Source organism: Rummeliibacillus sp. JY-2-4R (assembly GCF_053847205.1).
This window is the reverse complement of the sequence record NZ_CM132623.1, coordinates 1,483,285-1,499,853: the sequence shown is the minus strand read 5'-3', so window position 1 is coordinate 1,499,853 and position 16,569 is coordinate 1,483,285. Positions and strand designations below refer to the sequence as shown.

Annotated in this window: 15 protein-coding genes and 4 pseudogenes; 3 read left to right on the top strand and 16 right to left on the bottom strand. The window is 32.7% G+C overall.

Going from position 1 to position 16,569, the window contains the following annotated elements; genetic code table 11:
• Positions 1-91: 91 nt before the first annotated feature.
• The 4 genes from ACWV26_RS07255 to ACWV26_RS07240 all read right to left on the bottom strand — a co-directional run bounded on the left by ACWV26_RS07255 (position 92) and on the right by ACWV26_RS07240 (position 2,212).
• Positions 92-259, bottom strand: a complete 168-nt coding sequence (locus ACWV26_RS07255) for a hypothetical protein (RefSeq protein ID WP_455897680.1) — start codon at positions 257-259, stop codon at positions 92-94.
• Between the two features lie 242 nt (positions 260-501).
• Positions 502-1,023 (bottom strand): NUDIX hydrolase, encoded by a 522-nt coding sequence (locus tag ACWV26_RS07250; protein WP_455897679.1) that lies wholly within the window; start codon positions 1,021-1,023, stop codon positions 502-504.
• Between the two features lie 191 nt (positions 1,024-1,214).
• Positions 1,215-1,775: a histidine phosphatase family protein gene (locus ACWV26_RS07245; protein ID WP_455897678.1), complete on the bottom strand. Its 561-nt coding sequence runs from the start codon at positions 1,773-1,775 to the stop codon at positions 1,215-1,217.
• Between the two features lie 56 nt (positions 1,776-1,831).
• Entirely contained in the window at positions 1,832-2,212 is a 381-nt protein-coding gene (locus ACWV26_RS07240; protein WP_455898198.1) for an NUDIX hydrolase, read from the bottom strand.
• A gap of 363 nt (positions 2,213-2,575) precedes the next feature.
• Here ACWV26_RS07240 and ACWV26_RS07235 point away from each other — a divergent pair, with 363 nt between their 5' ends.
• Positions 2,576-3,049, top strand: a complete 474-nt coding sequence (locus ACWV26_RS07235) for a DinB family protein (RefSeq protein WP_455897677.1) — start codon at positions 2,576-2,578, stop codon at positions 3,047-3,049.
• 634 nt (positions 3,050-3,683) lie between these two features.
• Here the strand turns inward: ACWV26_RS07235 and ACWV26_RS07230 are convergent.
• From ACWV26_RS07230 to ACWV26_RS07220, 3 genes and pseudogenes are all read right to left on the bottom strand, one after another.
• Positions 3,684-3,997: pseudogene (locus tag ACWV26_RS07230) on the bottom strand (DJ-1/PfpI family protein); the annotation flags it as partial.
• Positions 3,998-4,224: 227 nt separating this feature from the next.
• Positions 4,225-4,518: a putative quinol monooxygenase gene (locus tag ACWV26_RS07225; RefSeq protein WP_455897676.1), complete on the bottom strand. Its 294-nt coding sequence runs from the start codon at positions 4,516-4,518 to the stop codon at positions 4,225-4,227.
• Positions 4,519-5,196: 678 nt separating this feature from the next.
• Positions 5,197-5,781 carry a hypothetical protein gene (locus tag ACWV26_RS07220; RefSeq protein WP_455897675.1) on the bottom strand — a complete coding sequence of 195 codons (585 nt, stop codon included), beginning with the start codon at positions 5,779-5,781 and terminating at the stop codon, positions 5,197-5,199.
• 307 nt (positions 5,782-6,088) lie between these two features.
• Between ACWV26_RS07220 and ACWV26_RS07215 the strand changes: the two are divergent.
• A pseudogene (locus tag ACWV26_RS07215) lies at positions 6,089-6,248 on the top strand (SDR family oxidoreductase); the annotation flags it as partial.
• Here the strand turns inward: ACWV26_RS07215 and ACWV26_RS07210 are convergent.
• From ACWV26_RS07210 to ACWV26_RS07185, 6 genes and pseudogenes are all read right to left on the bottom strand, one after another.
• Positions 6,245-6,761: pseudogene (locus ACWV26_RS07210) on the bottom strand (NUDIX hydrolase). The pseudogenes ACWV26_RS07215 and ACWV26_RS07210 overlap by 4 nt on opposite strands.
• A gap of 311 nt (positions 6,762-7,072) precedes the next feature.
• A complete protein-coding gene (locus ACWV26_RS07205; RefSeq protein ID WP_455897674.1) occupies positions 7,073-7,435 on the bottom strand; it encodes a DUF2294 domain-containing protein in 363 nt (120 codons plus the stop codon).
• Positions 7,436-7,459: 24 nt separating this feature from the next.
• Positions 7,460-8,065, bottom strand: coding sequence for a trimeric intracellular cation channel family protein (locus ACWV26_RS07200; RefSeq protein ID WP_455897673.1), 606 nt, complete (start codon positions 8,063-8,065; stop codon positions 7,460-7,462).
• Between the two features lie 341 nt (positions 8,066-8,406).
• Positions 8,407-8,696 (bottom strand): annotated as a pseudogene (locus ACWV26_RS07195) (transglutaminase-like domain-containing protein); the annotation flags it as partial.
• A gap of 520 nt (positions 8,697-9,216) precedes the next feature.
• Positions 9,217-9,639, bottom strand: a complete 423-nt coding sequence (locus tag ACWV26_RS07190; RefSeq protein ID WP_455897672.1) for a hypothetical protein — start codon at positions 9,637-9,639, stop codon at positions 9,217-9,219.
• A gap of 248 nt (positions 9,640-9,887) precedes the next feature.
• Positions 9,888-10,232, bottom strand: coding sequence for a winged helix-turn-helix transcriptional regulator (locus tag ACWV26_RS07185; protein WP_455897671.1), 345 nt, complete (start codon positions 10,230-10,232; stop codon positions 9,888-9,890).
• A gap of 136 nt (positions 10,233-10,368) precedes the next feature.
• Between ACWV26_RS07185 and ACWV26_RS07180 the strand changes: the two genes are divergently transcribed.
• Positions 10,369-11,241: an SDR family oxidoreductase gene (locus ACWV26_RS07180; protein WP_455897670.1), complete on the top strand. Its 873-nt coding sequence runs from the start codon at positions 10,369-10,371 to the stop codon at positions 11,239-11,241.
• A 977-nt stretch (positions 11,242-12,218) separates the two neighbouring features.
• Here ACWV26_RS07180 and ACWV26_RS07175 read toward each other — a convergent pair.
• From ACWV26_RS07175 to ACWV26_RS07165, 3 genes are all read right to left on the bottom strand, one after another.
• Positions 12,219-12,875: a potassium channel family protein gene (locus tag ACWV26_RS07175; RefSeq protein WP_455897669.1), complete on the bottom strand. Its 657-nt coding sequence runs from the start codon at positions 12,873-12,875 to the stop codon at positions 12,219-12,221.
• Positions 12,876-12,897: 22 nt separating this feature from the next.
• Positions 12,898-14,235 (bottom strand): TrkH family potassium uptake protein, encoded by a 1,338-nt coding sequence (locus ACWV26_RS07170; RefSeq protein WP_455897668.1) that lies wholly within the window; start codon positions 14,233-14,235, stop codon positions 12,898-12,900.
• Between the two features lie 475 nt (positions 14,236-14,710).
• A complete protein-coding gene (locus tag ACWV26_RS07165) occupies positions 14,711-15,808 on the bottom strand; it encodes a DUF1646 family protein (protein WP_455897667.1) in 1,098 nt (365 codons plus the stop codon).
• Between the last annotated feature and the right edge of the window lie 761 nt (positions 15,809-16,569).

Genomic DNA, 16,569 nt, shown 5'->3' with positions numbered 1-16,569 from the left:
ACATAAAATCCCACTCTATATATACTAATTTACCTAATCAAACTAAATCAAACATTAGTCTGTTGGAACTACACTACATTGAATATGTAATTTATTTATCCCTTATTTTCTCAAAATCTTTAATTTGCTTTTTTATTTCTTTAAGATCAGACCTTAAAGACTTAACCTGTTTTGAAGTGTCAATACCATATCGAACAGCATACGTAATAATAAGAAACAGAATAATTAAGCCAATAATGCTGAACAGATATATCTCCATCTACATACCCTCCCAAAATTCAGTTAATTTAACATCACCATAAAAATATAAAGAAGGTTGTGTGTTCACTTTGCTTTAAAATTATTATTAATTAATATTGCCCTGAGATGAAAACAAAAGCATTTGTTATTAAAGAATTGCGCCCGAGAGTTGCAGATTATTATTAAACTAAAGCCCCGTAAGTAAGGTAAATCAAAAACTTTAAAGAAAGCCCTTAATGTATAAGGTACTTTCAGTTAATTTTATTGTCCTTGTATAGCGCCACACTTTTTTCGGCTATCAAATAGTAATTGAATAAGGCTTTCATAATAAGGAATAAACTCTCCTTTTTTAATCATAGTCAAAATTTCTTCCTTGCTTGCCCATTTCACATTTTGTACTTCCTCATACTGTAAAGTGAGCTTATGTAACTGCACATTTTCTTCAATTAAATAAATATCATCAAAGCCGTACTCAAAATTAATGGTTAAATGAGGTCGTATTTGCTGAAAATCTAATTTCAAACCTAACTCTTCATGCAATTCTCTTTGTGCTGCAGTGTGACTTGTATCGCCAGTTATCGCGCTCCCCCCTACAGTAAGATCCCACATATTTGGCCAACCTTCTATAAAAGGCTGCCTTTGTTGATTGAGCATCTCCCCATTTGCATTAAAAATGCATACATGAATAACTAAATGAAATTCACCAGGTTGAAGCTTTTCACCGCTAATCCAAGTACGATTTTTTTTATTACGATTTATATCATACACATCCCATAATTCCATGAGTACCTCCATTTTTTATTAGTTATGTTATATTTATTATTTTAATATATTCCACTTAATTCCAAAATTTTTATTAGAAAGTATCTATCTGTATAAAACTTACGAGTGTTATTTTAGATGACACTAACATAAAAAATCACAATTCTTACTGCAGAATTGCGCCCGATAATTGAACAAATTAAGTTCCACATTTACTCTTTTTCTATTTCATCTTGCCATAAACGTTTCATACTTACTTCATTGTTTGAGTAACATAATTCAAACACATCAGGATTACTAAGACTCTTCCAGCAATCAAAATCAAAGCTGTTATCATAATTCTTTAGCAGTAGAGACATTAAATTTCCATGGGTAACAATTATTGTGTTTTCAGATTCACTTTTAATAACTTCATCTATAACTCTTACTATTCGGTCCATAGCTTCTTTACTTGACTCTCCACCTTGAAATTTCAACTCCAAATCATTAAATGTTGCTTTAAGTTTTTCAAGCCAATCAGGTAAATCCGTAGTACTTAGTGTACGTTCTGATAAACGTTCATCAATCTCTATTTTTATGTTTGTCTCCTCACTAATTGGTTCTACTGACTGAATTGCACGTAAAAAAGGACTTGCTATAATTCGGTCAATTTTAGTATTTGAGAAAAATCTAGATAAATATTTTGCTTGTATCAATCCTTTTTCTGTAAGTTGTGAATCCGGAGGTTGTCCCTGCGCTTCACAATGTCTCACAATATATATACTTTTTTTCATACAAAGTTTCCCCCATTTATGACTACTTTACTTCTATTATAAATTTAAAGCAGTGATTACAAATGAATTTGAATCAACGCCTCCGCATGTTTAATACTTTCCTTTAAATATATTGGCGAATTGGGGTGGCTTAATATTTCTTCAGTAGTTAACCATAATACCACTTCGACCTCATCTGTACTTTTAGAAAATACTTCCCTCGATTCATATTCACTAAGAAAAACAATATCCACAACATTTTCACCTTTATCTGTTAGAAATGATGTACTATGTACATAATGTATCCTGTCTTTTACGTTCACACCGACTTCTTCTAGTATTTCTCGCTTCACTGTTCTCTCTAATATGTCTGATGAATCCCCTTCTATATCTACCTTACCTCCAACAAGAGAAAGCAGACCACCAGCATGTTCCTCTTTTTTGCTTCTTTCAATAATAAGTCACTTATCATTTTTCCTTATATCACCTTCAACATTTACAATAAACATTTTAAAGTCCCCCCAATAAATTATTACTTCTTCAAGGTTTGTAAAATTCCCTTCCCGTTACATGAATTCTGTTAAGAAGCGTTATTCCGTTAAATAGCCCTTAAATGAAAAAACGCTAATCCTAATATTCAAGGATAGCACCCGATTGTGGAAGATCATTACTATATTAAGTTATAAAAATACACTCTACTCTTCTATTTTCATACGCGAATCAGAAATCGGATATGAATAAAAATATTCCTATTAGAAGGAAAAGGACATGAAGACAGCGAAATGGCTAAACAGAGTTCACTAAAAAGGGAGGTTTTTTTCTTGGAACAAACAATTATTCACCATATGGAAACAGTGCGCAGAATAACTGAGCATACGCTGAAGGAAATTCCAGAAGAAATTTCCGATATCATTCCAAAAGGTTTTAACAACAATATTCGTTGGAACTTTGGACACATTGCATTTGTACAGGAAAAGCTCGTTTTTGAGCTTTTAGGTGAAGAGAAGAACATTCCGAAAGATTACGAGCAGTTTTTTGGTGCTGGAACGAAACCGGCAGAATGGGAAGAAGCGCCGCCATCATTTGCAGAAATCGCCGAGATTTTGACGGGACAAAAAACGAGAATAAAAGATTTTCTTCAAGGACGTTTGCATGAAAAGCTATCAACTCCATTTACAAACCGTGGAGGCATTACGTTTTATACAGTTGGTGAGGCATTTTTGTTTAGCTTTTACCATGAAGCATTACATATCGAAACAATTAAGCGAATATATCAATCTATTTCTTCTATATAACCACAATCTGCAATAGAAATATTAAGACCGATAAGTTCATTTCAGGTGTGGCCACAGTTTGTCCTGATTTACTTAAAAAAAGTTTAGTTTATTGAAACTTGTTGATTGATTCATCATAAAAAATAAGAACTTCTTTAAATGGCATTGAGAAGTTCTTATTTTTAAATTGTCACAATATTAATTTGTATAACCACTTAAATCATATTTTTTTGAAAAAATTCTGTAATTTCCTCAAATGGTATAGTATCAGTCTTGTCATACAAATCTGTATGAGAAGCGTTTGCGTTCGGAATCACCGTAAGTTTTTTATTATCACCGATTAATGTCTTTACTGTTTCCTTTTACTGACAAAATGTCCTTAATCCTATCAATTTAAAAAAGATTAATTAAAAAGACCAGAACCTGTGAGACAGGTAAACTCTGTTCTTTTTCTTTTCCTTATTATGCATATTAAAATGAAATATGTGCACCTAAATTAATTGGCGTTATTCAATTATATTGCCCTTCGTATTATACGGTTTAATGTTTCATCTACTATTATCTTTTTTTAAGCCCATTAAATCCTTTACTTTATCAGTATTTTCAGGCGAAGTTAACATTTCAAGTGATTTGAACGCCATATTGCTCTAACTGATCGTTTGCTCGTAGGATGATTGTAAGTTGTGGCCTTTCGATTCTTTAACACTCCACTATGGCCAATCATTAAAGAGGCGACACAAATGGATGCAATTGGTTTATTGTGCGCATCGAAATATTGAATCACTTTTTGGAAACTTTCACTAAAAGCATCTTCATAACCCCCTGCTTCTTCAAATCCCCCTGGGATTGCCAAAGCATCGAATTCATTTAGATTAAGGTCTTCTAACTGCCATTCAGGTGTTACAAGGAAATTCCAAGTACAGTACATTGTAGCTGAGTACGAATGCCGGCCGTATCGACTTCGGTTGAATTAGGATAAAGGTCAGAAAAGTGAGGGAATTTTAAATGGATAATAGATACCCTACTTAGCTGGTAATCAACAATAAATAAAACCTCTAATTCATTTTTTGGCTTCTACTCGGGAATAGCAATTTTTTCTCGAGCGCCAGATATTTTTTAATTAAGGAATATGCTAAACGATTCAAAAACTCAAATTATTTGTAGTCTTTGAATTGCATAAATGAAGGATGCATAGATTATTCTATTGCTTTTAATTTATACACTTGTCTATTTGAAAGAATTACCGAGATATTTTCTCGATATTCTTGATAATGATTGGAACGGATATGTTCCTCCATTGCCTCATTATTCACCCATTCCTCATATAGAACAAATGTATTTTCATCCACAGATTTATGGAGATTATAGGTTATACAACCGGTTTCTTGTCTGGATGCCGCTTGAACCTTTTTTAACTCCAATAGTAATCGCTCTTCAAGACCCTCTTTTGGTTTTAAAATGGCTGTAACAATGATTGAACCTTTACTCATTATATTTTCCCTCCAAAATTTTTTGATTTAATATAGGCATGGATGTATAGATGGATGGTCCAGTATGGATCGAGCAATACCTCATGGGAAAGACCAACAATGTCAGCCTCATTTGCTTAGAAGATTCTTCCTATACTGAATTCTCTAATATTTCAACTTCATAACAGGAGCGCTTACCTCATTCTTAATCGTATGATCAAAATTATAACTCCCATCCGATATTCCACTGCAGAAATTCGATTCCTAATAATACCATACAATGTGGCTATTCTAGTTCTTCTTTATAAGTAATGTCAAAGAATTTGACCAGGCGGTGAAGTTTTCAAAGGAATTGATCCTAGTTTGATTTATATAACCAAAAGCCACAAGTATTAATAAAAAACGAATTTTAGTTTTTGGTTCGCATCAATTTAGCTGATTTCCTACTTGGGAGCCCCAAACAATGATAGTCAGTTGCATCCTTTGCACACTTACGCCAAGTAGGAAAAGGAAAAGATGAGGTATCAATTTTACCAGGATTAAAGTCAATTTTTATTTGCTTTTTTGGGAACTTACCATTCTTTATGAGGAAGTTGTTTATAAGTGATTTAGGGGATTATACGTTACAACTATGATTGTAAATGTCGTTAATTAATTATTACCTTTATAAAAGAAGGATGTTATTTTCGCCCACCAACTTTATACAGTTTTTTCGCAAATAATTATTAATAATCCTTTTTGTGTTTTATCTACATTTCTTATTTTCCATTCGCTATCCATAACCGTAAAAATGTTATTCACAATTAATTTATTACGATTAGTTTCATTATCTTGAACAATTAATAAAATTTGATTTTCTGCAACCAGTAATTGAGTTCCACTGACAGCAAATGTTTTATTCTCTACAATTGTATAAATGTAAATAGGTTCACCCACAAAATAAATGAATTGCTCGTCACCATAAATATCTATGATAGGTGGGTTACGATTCTCATCAACTAAAAGTTCACTCGTTGTTTCTCCTGCAATTTCAATTGAATAATTACAGCGTCGCATAAGTGCTTTAAATTTAATTGCATTATTTGTTAAACTTTCAGTAGTTATTAAATACTTTTCATTGTTATATGTAATTAAATCACCTTGTTTAACTTGTTTAAGTGTATGTATATAATGTTCTTCATTTTTAGTTTCATTTGAATGAGTTACTAATGCTTTATGTTCAACGTCATTAATTAAAACTGTATCGCCCATAGTATCAATTAGAAATTCAATATCGTTATTCATTTAAAACCCACCCTTTTTTGAACTCTTCTTTCTTTATTCCACGGTTTTGCATTGCTATTTTGGTTTTTATATTTAATGATTTGCCAGTTCTTTATTTGTCAATTCCATTACAATCACCTAAACATAAATCAAAGAAGTGTTGAGGAAAATGTTTTTTCTGATTCATTACGAAAATTTGTACACTCTTAAAGCACCCGATTGCTGATGAACCAAAATTTTAAAAAACTCTAATATTTGTCTTTAGTTATTATGCTAATGCATGTTAGTTAAGTGTGATTTTAAGCCAAGTCAAAATACGAACAACTTGGAATGGTTGATACCTATGGGGTACAATCGGTAAACCAGAAGAAGTAGCATCTGTAGCAGCATTTTTAGCGTCATCCGAAGCAAGCTATGTAACAGGTATAACACTATTCGTTGATGGCGGTATGACGAAATATCCTTCTTTCCAAGCTGGAAGAGGCTAATCTATATAATATGATGACATGGTGAAATGCCGTGTCCTTTTTTCTTTTAAAGAGTTTTCTGGATTAATTAAACGAACTTGAAAATGGGAATCGTTCAAATATTGGAAATCATACTTTTGAATTATATAAAGCAGTCTATTATGGGATATGTAAAGGTTAACTGAACTTTTTAATGTCCCTTTATAATCCCTACAAATATAAGCTGTAATTGCATTATATACCTCATCACCATGAGGATATTTATAGTAGAAATCTTGTCTAGAAAAGACATTTAACAAAGTCAAATAATTTGCAATCAAACCCGTCTCTTCTAATAATTCTCTTTTGGCTACTTGTTCTAATGCTTCCTCAATCTCTCAATCTCCATGGAGCCACCAGCCAATCCCCAACAATTATTGTCCTTACGAAGTTATAACAGTAACTCATTTTTACTATTCACAAGAAATACTCATGCACCAGCCATAATTAGAGGACGACTGCCCACTAAATTTCTTAAATAATAATGTATCCCATGGTTTCCTCCAATATCTATTACTAGCCATTCAATTATCTGTTATTTACGGAAAAAGTTAATTCATTAAAATGCCATTTAATAATAAACACTGTTCCTTGTTCCATACCAATGCATCAACACAAATAGCCTTCAATATCTTTACTACTTTTTGATACGGATTGATTTTCATTATTATCTGAAGATTGACTGTCTGAAAATAGTGAAAAAATTCAAGAGCAAGATCGATACTTGACTATGATGCTATGGAATCCTAAAAGACGCATTATGGCCGAGTTTAAGTTGCAACAACCATTGCAAGGATATGTGAACTTCAAAACTTCATAGTCATTATAGGTTTATCAAACACATAAATTGTCATTGCAATATCCCTATCTATATCGATATCTGTAAAAACATTTATAAGTTTCGCCTGTACGACTCCCTCAAGTTTTTCCACTTTTTCTTTGTTCTCATATATTTTTTTTATTAAGGATGTCCTTGCTTTATGGACTGTTTCATATCCTTCTTTTGATTCAATCATGAACTTTTCAACAGTAGTTAAATTGCCTTTCATCTCACAAATTACCCAAGAGCCTAGAATACGTGTATTAATTTCCCGCGGACCATTCCCTATATTCTCTTTTCGTATTTCACGAATTAACATACTCAATTCATGTTCCAAATTTTTTTTCATTATGTCCCTCCTTGGATGTCATAATCAATGTATTTCGGTACGATTACAAGGTAAATTTAGTCTCCATTCGAAATGTACTGCTAACATACGAATAAATACAACAATAACTACTATCATTGTCAATTCAATAGGACTGCTATAACCAGCCCAAATACAAATAGCACACAATAACGTAAGTATTGCGTGAATTTCCTCTTTTAATGCAAGTGGAGGTCTACCAGCTAACAAATCACGAACAATTCCTCCACCAAGACCTGTAAACATTGAAGCAATGATTATAATTCCTAAGTCATGATTTAAACTATTTGCTAATAGTCCCCCATGAATCGCAAAAGAGGCAAGACCAATAGAGTCAAAGAAGTATCCCCATCGATTCCAATGATGCACCCATTTCCTCTCTATAAATATAATTGTAGTCAGAGTTATCATAACAACTAGTAAGGTGTGACGATCCCATATTTCAGAAATAGGGACATCTATTACAATGTTTCTAATCACAGATCCTCCAAACGATGTTATTAATCCAAGAACATAGATTCCAACTACTGAATACCTTGCCTGCATCGCAACAAATGCACCACTGGCCGCATAAGCGATAATTCCGACTATATGCAAAACTGACCAAGCCAATTGCTTTCCTCCTTTTCATAACAAACAAAAAGCCTGCCATAAAATGGTGTGTAAAGAACATTACACACCATTTTATGGCAGGCTAATACTTAAGCAGTGTTAACTACTTGTTTATCCGTCTCACCATTTTTTATAAAGAAATAGACATTAGCAACCTTTTTTACTAACCATCCATTAGATTTATTATATTTATAACTATAATACTTTTAATATTAAAACTCAATATTGAAATTGCTAATTCAATCTAGACTTTAACCGATTTACTCTGTTATTTGTTTTTAGATATTATTTAACAGATAGCAACTGAAAAGACAATCACTACCTGATACATACAAAACCTTAAATTCTTCGCTAACACGAAAAGCTAATTTTTCCCCATCAATTGAAAATTGAGCATTTATTCCCTTTTTATTTCCTCGAGCATCTACCCTTATCCATTTATTTAGTGATTTAAAGTAGATAGCATTTAAAGCGTGAATACAATACCCTTTTTCAGGGGATCAAACAACATCAATCTCTGTTAACAAAAACCCGTAGGTATCCCCGCTCTAATCTTTAAAACTTCCGATGCATTACAAGAAACTTCTTTCGATTGAATATCTCAAGAATGAGAAATTTCATCAAGAACAAATAGTCCGCCCCTTTAGTTGAAGAAAGAATGAAATTGCTACCTTACTTTAACTGAAATAGTGTTAAATAAACATTCAGTGTCATTAAAAAAGAAACGAAAAGAGCATAAACCTTTGAAATACATGAGTTTAGGAGCATTATCTTTAATAATAATTATCAAGTTAATATCTTGCTACGGGATCAACTTGGCCATAATGATATTAAAACGACTTCCCTTTATACGAATATGGCTAATAAGGATAGTGAAAAAATCTTAAATAAAATGGAGCAACATCGAAATAAACAGTAAATAACTGTAAAAAGGAAGCATCTAATAGTTTTATTAAAGAGTCAAGAAAATATCTAAAATTTTTATATATTAAGCACCTGAATATAATGTCACACATTTCATTCTAAGAGGATAGATGAACAGCTGAAACGCTTGTATTCATCTATCCTTTTTATATAACTAATGAACTCATTTACATTAACAATAAAGTTTTTTGTATGTTCAACTAAAGTGCCCGTTAAAGGAATAAAATTTAAATCTTTTCTTGATATATTTTTAATTTTACCGGTTTAGAGTTTAAAGGTATTTTAAATTCCTGAAGGTTTTCTATATGATTAAAAAAATCATCTATATCATCATAGTCCATTGACCATTCTGATACCTCTAACTTTTTTAAGTTATCTGTTGGTTCTAAAATGCATTCGCAATGTAGTTGTTCCATGTGTGGATTATTATCTTTTTCATAAATTGTAAACTGACGTACAAACTCAAAATAAAATAGATCCTCTCCAGTATAATCGTAAACACCACATTGAAATAAAATTTCTTTATCTTCTTCCCCCTCAACCGTTTCTCTACAAAAATCTTTAAAGGTTTCCCAAGCATTTTTTATATCATCGGTATCTTCACTAATCAGATTTTTAAGATAACTTTCAACATTCCTAACCGTAAGCATTACAACACCTCCAATATTATTATGTAATTATTCTTTATAAACTAAACTGACCTTTCGTATTAGAATAACCCTTCACAATATCTTCTCAACATAAATCAATATACTTTAAAAATTGCTCCGCAATTTGTGTCTTTATAATGATAAAAACGCTAATCCTTATTTTCAAGAATAGCGCCCTATAATGGAATAACTAAAAAGTTAAGACCAGATTATGCTTTAACCTTTTAGCTATTTGATGATGAACCTTTTTATTTACTCTTTAAATGTTTTTTACTCCAATCGCCCATACTTTCAAGTATAGGAATAAAACTCTGACCCAAATGTGTTAACGAGTATTCTACTTTAGGAGGGACTTCTTTATATACTTCTCTGTGAACCATTTGGTCTTCTTCCAATTCTCTCAACTGACGCGTCAGTATTCCTTTTGAAATATTAGGTAACAACCTTTGAAGTTCATTAAATCTTCTTGTCTGTACGCTTAAATGCCATAGAATGATAATTTTCCATTTCCCTGCAATTATGTCTTGAGCTTGGGTAACAGGACAAACCTCTATTTGTTCCTCGGGAGGTTCACCGAACCAACTTCGTGCCATTATAAATACCTCTCTTTCTTAATGGTACTATTTTTGTGACTATGTTATAAAAAAGTGACTACTTTAAAAAAAATGCCTAATACTATAATATTTGATTAAGCTTAATAATTAAACAAAAAGATTGGAGAGATAAATAATGAAATTATTAGTAACAGGAGCAACAGGGAAATTTGGCACTAAAGTTGTAGAGACTTTATTAAAGACTGTACCAGCCAGTCAACTGGCTGTCAGTGTTCGTAATACAGAGAAAGCGTTAGAATTGCAGGCTCGTGGAGTAGAAGTTCGACAAGGAGATTTCGATGATCCAGAAACATTGGATTCTGCTTTTGCAGGAGTTGAACGTTTATTAATTATTTCTGCGGATGGAGACAATGAAACAAGAATCCGTCAGCATGCCAATGCGGTAGCTGCAGCAGAGCGTGCAAGAGTTAAATTTATAGCGTATACCAGTTTAGCAAATGCACCGGAAAGTACAAATTTATTCGCACCAACGCACAAGGCAACTGAGGAAGCGATTAAGAAAACAGGCATTCCTTATTCCTTCTTGCGTAATAATTGGTACTTGGAGAATGAAATTCCAAGCATTCAAGGTGTCCTAGTGGGAGCTCCTTGGGTGACATCAGCAGGAAATAGCAAAGTAGGATGGGCATTACAACAAGATTATGCCGAAGCAGCAGCTGCGGTATTATCTGAGAATGGGCATGAAAATACCATTTATGAGCTTTCTGGTAAGCCATTGACTCAGGAAGAATTTGTTTCTGTCCTTGGGGATGTACTGGGCAAAGAAGTACCTATTCAACAAGTAGATGATGCTACTTATACCGATATTATGAAGGCTGCTGGCATACAAGATTTCGTTATTCCTATACTTGTTGACATCCAAAGAAGCATTCGAGAAGGCTCGTTAGATTTCAAGAGTAATGATTTCGAAAAAGTTCTTGGTCGTCCAGCTACGCCAATCAAAGAGGCACTTACTCAAATTGTAAATGGAATTACCCAAAATAAATAATTGAACTGAATGACCCTATTTATCCTAAATAGGGTCTGTCTTTTTAATTGCGTTTAACAAATACCTAGGGATAGATACAATTCCCTAGGTTTTCTTATTTGTATCAACCTTATTGTTTAGTTTAAGAATAAACTTTACAATCTTCTAAATTTTATCCTATAAATCCAATTTTCTTTAAGGGGGTTACTCCATTAAATGGCCCGATCGTGGAATAAGAGCTAAAAACCATTCTTCAACAAGTCCGCCCCTTTAGTTAAAGAAAGAATGAAAAAGGCTACCTTTGAATGAGCAAAAGTAGTGTTGAATAAACTTTCAGTGTCGTCACAAAAGAAACGAAAAGAGCCTAAACCCTTGAAATACATGAGTTTAGGCGCATTATCTTTAATTAAAAATATCAAGTTTATATCTTGCTACGTGATCAACTTGGCCATATTGATATTAAAACGACTTCCCTTTATACGAATATGGCAAATAAAGATAGTGAAAAAATCTTAAATAAATGGATCAACATCGAAATAAACAGTAAATAACCGTAAAAAGGAAGCATCTAATAGTTATATTATCTAAAATTGTTATGTATTAAACAACTGAATATAATGTCACACATTTTATTCTGAAAAAGTGAGGATAGATGAACAGCTGAAGTCTGTATTCATCTATCCTTTTTGTACAACAAATGAACTCATTTACATAAAATCTCAATTGATTATGAAGGAAAAAGTAAATTAGCTAAAGATATTGAAGAATTAGTAAATGAATTATTTTAAGATTAAATTTGGAGTTGAAATAATAAAAAAGAGGAACCTTATCAATAGGATTCCTCTTGTTTTTAGATATCTCCAAAACCTACTATTTAAAAATTAAAGTTTTACAATGTTTGCAGCTTGTGGTCCGCGTTGGCTGTTGCCAAGGGGCATAGTTATCCTTTGGTGACAGGCTCCTCCAAACGATCTTCTTATAAAACTTAATATTGTAACTTACTCTAAACTTGAGAATTTTGCTAAATCATCTCTATTTCCTATTGTTACAAGTATATCTTCTTTTTGAAGTAACTCCTCTGGAGAAGGGGATATGATGATATCTTCACTTCTTACAATTGCAATGACACTAACATTATATTTCGCACGGATATCAAGTTCTCTTAAATTTTTACCGACCATTTTAGAAATAATCATGATTTCCTCTATATTGTAATTTTTCGAGAGTTCAATATAGTTAAGCATATTTGGTGAAAGGAGTTGATTAGCTACTCGTTCTCCCATATCTCTTTCGGGATAAATAACCATATGAGCGCCTATTGCCTCAAGCACCTGTCCATGTCGTTTACCTAATGCCTTCGCTATAATTTTTCGAATACCTAGATTTTTTAAAAGCATAACCGTTAATATGCTCGATTGAATCTCGTCTCCAATTGCAACAATAACACAGTCAAAGTTTGTTATTCCTAATGAAGTCAGTGCCTTTTCTTCCGTAGAATCCGCAACGACTGCATGTGTGACAACAAATTCCGCATCCTCTACTCTTTCCTCATTTAAATCTATTCCTAGAACTTCTTGCCCGGCTTCATGTAATCTTCTAGCAATGCTTGTTCCAAATCTCCCCAAACCAATTACGGCATATTGTTTTATCGTCATTTGCATCCCTTCCCTAAGTTAATTAACCAATCATTATATTTCCTTTTGGATGTCGGTAAGCATCTTTTCTTTGTCGTTTCGAAATAGCAAACCCGAGCGTTAATGGTCCTAACCTTCCTACAAACATCGTAAAAATAATCAGCATACGGCCTATAGGAGAAAGTTCCGGCGTTAAGCCCATCGATAGACCGACCGTACCAAACGCTGAAGTTGCTTCAAATAGATACATCATAAAAGAATGACCGTGTTCCGTAATACTCAACAAAAACGTAACAACGACAACAATTATGATACCAATTGTCGCAACTGTAAATGCTTTTAGAATACTCTCAACAACAATTCGACGTTTAAAAATAACCACATCCTCATTCCCTTTAAGTTGTGATAAAGCAGTTGCCATTAAAACAGCGAAAGTGGATACTTTAATACCACCAGCTGTTGACCCTGATCCACCACCTATAAACATCAGAAAAATAGTTAAGAATAATGTCGCATGTGTCAAATCTGGCATGGATAATGTATTAGCTCCAGCTGTTCTTGGTGTTACACCATGGAACAATGCACCTAGGACTTTTCCTGTAAAAGATAACGGACCTAACGTTTTCTCATTTCCATATTCAAAAAGGAAAATTAAAATAGATGGACCAACGATAAGAATAAGCGTCATGCTCAATACAGCTTTCGTATGAAGTGAAATTCTATGTGTTTGACGATATTCATGAAGTTCATTGATGACAACAAAACCGAGGCCACCTATAATGATTAGAGAGCAAACAGTTAGCATGACAATTGGATCATCAACATAATCTGTAAGGCTTCTGAATTCACCCATTAAATCAAAACCTGCATTATTAAATAAAGAAATAGAATGGAATATACCGAAATAAACTGCTTGACCAATTGGCATATCAAACGAAAAACGAATTGCCAAAATAATTGCTCCAAAAAACTCCGTGATTACCGTAAACATTAATATCCTTTTTACTAATTTCACCATTCCAGCTGGCGAAGTAGTATTTAGTGCTTCTTTTAGTAGCAACCTTTCTTTTAAAGATATTCTTTTACCTAGTAAAGTAAATAAAAAAGTTGCAAACGTCATAAATCCTAAACCACCAATTTGAATAAGTGATATGATCACCAATTCACCAAACATCGAAAATGTATTACCAGTATCTACAACCACTAGACCTGTAACGCATGTAGCAGAAGTAGCGGTAAATAATGCATCTAAGAACGGAAGTCCTTTACCATTCTCTGTTGCCATAGGTAGAGCCAATAAGAAAGTGCCTATTAAGATTAATATGGCGAAACCTATAACAAGAATTTTCGAAGGATTAAGGCTCTTTTTAATATTTTTCATAGCTCTCTCCCTAGAAATAAGTTAAAAGTATTGTTAATCATATAAATTATCGAATGTTTAAACTTAATATGTTTTTCTTCGGTTCTTTAGCCTTGACGGGTTAGGATTGTGAAAGAGTCTAACTCATCACTTCTGCAAATCACCACACACCCCCAAATATTGAGTCCTCCGTTCTCAATGATAAAGATTTGGCATTATTATGTTTCTTAATTATGGAAATATTTTAATCCTCGATATAACACCTTGTAAACTTTTAAGATAAATTATTTAAAATATTCTATGTAACGTTTTTATGTTTTAAATTTTATTGTACTAAGTTAATGGTAACGTACTCTAAGTACAATTTTTCACAAAACCCCATTCAAAATCATCCATTTATATTAAGAGTGAGTTACTCTTATAATCGGGACCTTTAATGAAAATGAGCGCTGTTCCCTATTTGAACTGCGCTCAATTGCGGAAAATCTTATTCTGATTAAAAATAGGTAATCAAAAGCATGATAACAAAATAGATTACCATAGCAGCCAAACCAATTGGAAAAGCAAAACGGGCATATTCAACGCTTGTTATTTTCAATTTTCCCGCAGCAATGATATTTGGAATATTCCCTGGTATTAGCATTCCACCACTAATCAAGAGTCCCATAAGAACATCTTTAATCGTTGTACTATCCATAGCTGGGCTAATTTCAGCTGCAGCTAGTGTTGCATTATCTAATACAGCAGAGGCCATATTTATCCAGTACATAATTAATGGACTTAAATCCAATAAATATGCTTCTATAAATGGTTCAAATCCAGCACCAAGAAAAGTCAGTGCCATAACAAACAAATAAATCTTTAAACTACGGATAATTATTTCTCCATATGATTCCGTCACTGAACGTGTTTCCACTTTCACTTTGGAATATACATCACCTTTTTTCCGAGATTCCCCACTAGATTGAATCTCCGTTTCTTTCCCATATGCTATTTCATTTGATTTATCTATACGTTTTACCATAAATGCTGCTAAGATACCAAAAATAATAACTGCTGGGATTACGGATGATCCGACTAATTTAAGCAGATAGAAGAAATCCTCATTCAATTTACTTACGACAATAGTGGAAAGTGGCTCCCCAATTGGTGTCAGGACAGCACCGAGACCAATCGAAAAACAAGATAAGATAACTAGACGTATTTCTGACTTTCGATCAAGTTTTAAAACGCTTATCACTGCTACAAGTATAATTGCACCAACTATTGCAGTAATTATACTAGAAAGTAAGCCAAGAATAATTACAAATAATGCAATAAACAAACGGTATGGCATTACGTTACTTAACCAAACAATTCCTTTTTCAATTGGACCTTGAAACCAACGGAAAACAAGACCAGCAATAAGTACTGCTAATGCAATGTTAATTGGGTGAATGAGTCCTTCTTTAACAAGAGCCCAAGAAAATACTTGACTCACTGATACAGCCAAAATACCCATAATAAACAAAAACACTTCCAAGTTTCGTTCAATAAATTTGGTGAAAGGTAAAAATAGTACTAGTAATAATATTATTGACAATCCAATTATCATATATATGGCTCCTCCTTTTTTATTTCCAAATTAGCATAACAAAAAGCCTGGCACCAAGTGACATACTTATCCCATGGTGACAGGCTCCTCCAATAATTATATATTAAATTATCGTTTGAGAATTTTCATAAACGTTAAAGTTAAAAATCTTAGTTTATTTTATCATACAAGAAGGAAATTGTACAATACCTCCTTGCAAGAGAACACATCTTATTCATTCAACAATATGGCCCGATTGTGAATAAGAGCTAAAGACGGTTCTTCAACTAGTCCGCCCTTTTAATTGAAGAAAGAATGAAAAAGGCTAACTTTGAATAGCAAAAGTAGTGTTAAATAAACTTTCTATGTAATTACAAAAGAAATGAAAAGAGCCTAAACCCTTGAAATACATGAGTTTAGGCGCATCAGTTTAGGCGCATTATCTTTAATTAAAAATATCAAGTTAATATCTTGCTACACGATCAATTGGGGCATAATGATATTAAAACGACCTCCCTATATACTAATATGGCTAATAAGGACAGTGAAAAAATCTTAAGTAAAATGGATCAACATCGAAACAAACAGTAAATAACCGTAAAAAGGAAGCGTCTAATAGTTTATTTTATCTAAAATTGTTATGTATTAAACATTTTATTCTAAAAAGAAAGGATAGATGAACAGCTGAAACGCCTGTATTCATCTATCCTTTTTGTTCAACAAATGAACTCATTTATCACAACAACAAAGTTTTTTTGTATGTTCAACTAAAGCGCCCGATT

What these genes read in the sequence shown, in the direction of transcription:
- ACWV26_RS07255 (WP_455897680.1), bottom strand. Translation starts at nt 259, where the DNA reads ATGGAGATATATCTGTTCAGCATTATTGGCTTAATTATTCTGTTTCTT.
- ACWV26_RS07250 (WP_455897679.1), bottom strand. Translation starts at nt 1,023, where the DNA reads ATGGAATTATGGGATGTGTATGATATAAATCGTAATAAAAAAAATCGT.
- ACWV26_RS07245 (WP_455897678.1), bottom strand. Translation starts at nt 1,775, where the DNA reads ATGAAAAAAAGTATATATATTGTGAGACATTGTGAAGCGCAGGGACAA.
- ACWV26_RS07225 (WP_455897676.1), bottom strand. Translation starts at nt 4,518, where the DNA reads ATGAGTAAAGGTTCAATCATTGTTACAGCCATTTTAAAACCAAAAGAG.
- ACWV26_RS07220 (WP_455897675.1), bottom strand. Translation starts at nt 5,781, where the DNA reads ATGAATAACGATATTGAATTTCTAATTGATACTATGGGCGATACAGTT.
- ACWV26_RS07205 (WP_455897674.1), bottom strand. Translation starts at nt 7,435, where the DNA reads ATGAAAAAAAATTTGGAACATGAATTGAGTATGTTAATTCGTGAAATA.
- ACWV26_RS07190 (WP_455897672.1), bottom strand. Translation starts at nt 9,639, where the DNA reads ATGCTTACGGTTAGGAATGTTGAAAGTTATCTTAAAAATCTGATTAGT.
- ACWV26_RS07185 (WP_455897671.1), bottom strand. Translation starts at nt 10,232, where the DNA reads ATGGCACGAAGTTGGTTCGGTGAACCTCCCGAGGAACAAATAGAGGTT.
- ACWV26_RS07180 (WP_455897670.1), top strand. Translation starts at nt 10,369, where the DNA reads ATGAAATTATTAGTAACAGGAGCAACAGGGAAATTTGGCACTAAAGTT.
- ACWV26_RS07175 (WP_455897669.1), bottom strand. Translation starts at nt 12,875, where the DNA reads ATGACGATAAAACAATATGCCGTAATTGGTTTGGGGAGATTTGGAACA.
- ACWV26_RS07170 (WP_455897668.1), bottom strand. Translation starts at nt 14,235, where the DNA reads ATGAAAAATATTAAAAAGAGCCTTAATCCTTCGAAAATTCTTGTTATA.
- ACWV26_RS07165 (WP_455897667.1), bottom strand. Translation starts at nt 15,808, where the DNA reads ATGATAATTGGATTGTCAATAATATTATTACTAGTACTATTTTTACCT.